Annotated in this window: 1 rRNA gene; it reads left to right on the top strand. The window is 58.9% G+C overall.

From position 1 onward, the window contains the following. Nucleotides 1-44 precede the first annotated feature (44 nt). Nucleotides 45-1,599, top strand: a 16S ribosomal RNA gene (locus J2Z79_RS18110). Nucleotides 1,600-1,738: the final 139 nt, after the last annotated feature.

Genomic DNA, 1,738 nt, shown 5'->3' with positions numbered 1-1,738 from the left:
GGAAGCCTGCGAGTCGACGACTCCAAGGGAGCCAAGCAAACTTTTCAACGGAGAGTTTGATCCTGGCTCAGGACGAACGCTGGCGGCGTGCCTAAGACATGCAAGTCGAGCGGAGCATGGGACTTCGGTCTTATGCTTAGCGGCGGACGGGTGAGTAACACGTGGATAACCTACCCTCATCTCTGGGATAACAGGCCGAAAGGCCTGCTAATACCGGATAAGCTCACGGCCTCGCATGGGGCAGGGAGAAAAGGCGCTGCAAGGCGGTGGATGAGGAGGGGTCCGCGGCCCATTAGCTAGTTGGTAGGGTAACGGCCTACCAAGGCGACGATGGGTAGCCGGCCTGAGAGGGCGACCGGCCACACTGGGACTGAGACACGGCCCAGACTCCTACGGGAGGCAGCAGTCGGGAATTTTGCACAATGGGCGAAAGCCTGATGCAGCAACGCCGCGTGAGCGAAGAAGGCCTTCGGGTTGTAAAGCTCTGTTGCCCGTGACGAAGGACCGGATCAGGAAATGGGTCCGGGGGGACGGTAGCGGGCGAGGAAGCCCCGGCAAACTACGTGCCAGCAGCCGCGGTAATACGTAGGGGGCGAGCGTTGTCCGGAATTATTGGGCGTAAAGGGCGTGTAGGCGGCCTGTTAAGTCAGGGGTGAAAACCCGTGGCTCAACCACGGGGTTGCCTTTGAAACTGGCGGGCTTGAGTGCTCTAGAGGGCAGTGGAATTCCCGGTGTAGCAGTGAAATGCGTAGAGATCGGGAGGAACACCAGTGGCGAAGGCGGCTGCCTGGGGAGTAACTGACGCTGAGGCGCGAAAGCTAGGGGAGCAAACAGGATTAGATACCCTGGTAGTCCTAGCCGTAAACGATGAGTGCTATGTGTGAGGGGTATCGACCCCCCTCGTGCAGGAGTTAACGCAATAAGCACTCCGCCTGGGGAGTACGGCCGCAAGGTTGAAACTCAAAGGAATTGACGGGGGCCCGCACAAGCAGCGGAGCATGTGGTTTAATTCGAAGCAACGCGTAGAACCTTACCAGGGCTTGACATCCACCGAACCCTGTAGAAATACGGGGGTGCCCTCTTCGAGGGAGCGGTGAGACAGGTGGTGCATGGTTGTCGTCAGCTCGTGTCGTGAGATGTTGGGTTAAGTCCCGCAACGAGCGCAACCCCTATCGTATGTTGCCAGCGAGTAAAGTCGGGCACTCATGCGAGACTGCCGGTGACAAACCGGAGGAAGGTGGGGATGACGTCAAATCATCATGCCCCTTATGTCCTGGGCTACACACGTGCTACAATGGCCGCCACAGAGCGAACCGAACCCGTGAGGGGGAGGAAACCGCCAAAGGCGGTCCCAGTTCAGATCGCAGGCTGCAACTCGCCTGCGTGAAGTCGGAGTTGCTAGTAATCGCGGATCAGCATGCCGCGGTGAATACGTTCCCGGGCCTTGTACACACCGCCCGTCACACCATGGGAGCTGGTAACACCCGAAGTCGGTGAGCTAACCCGCAAGGGAGGCAGCCGCCGAAGGTGGGGCCGGTGACTGGGGTGAAGTCGTAACAAGGTAGCCGTATCGGAAGGTGCGGCTGGATCACCTCCTTTCTAAGGAGAGCGTTCCCCTGAAAGGGGAAGACTCCTAGGTCGATACTCAGCCTGAGCAAAACGGGCTGAGGGCAGATGACGACCGCAAGGCACTCTACTGCACTGTTTAGTTTTGAGGGTTCGAGAGTTGACCACCCTC

The organism is Symbiobacterium terraclitae (genome assembly GCF_017874315.1).
In the GTDB taxonomy this organism is placed as follows: Bacteria; Bacillota; Sulfobacillia; order Symbiobacteriales; family Symbiobacteriaceae; genus Symbiobacterium; species Symbiobacterium terraclitae.
This window is presented reverse-complemented; position numbering and strand designations above follow the sequence as displayed.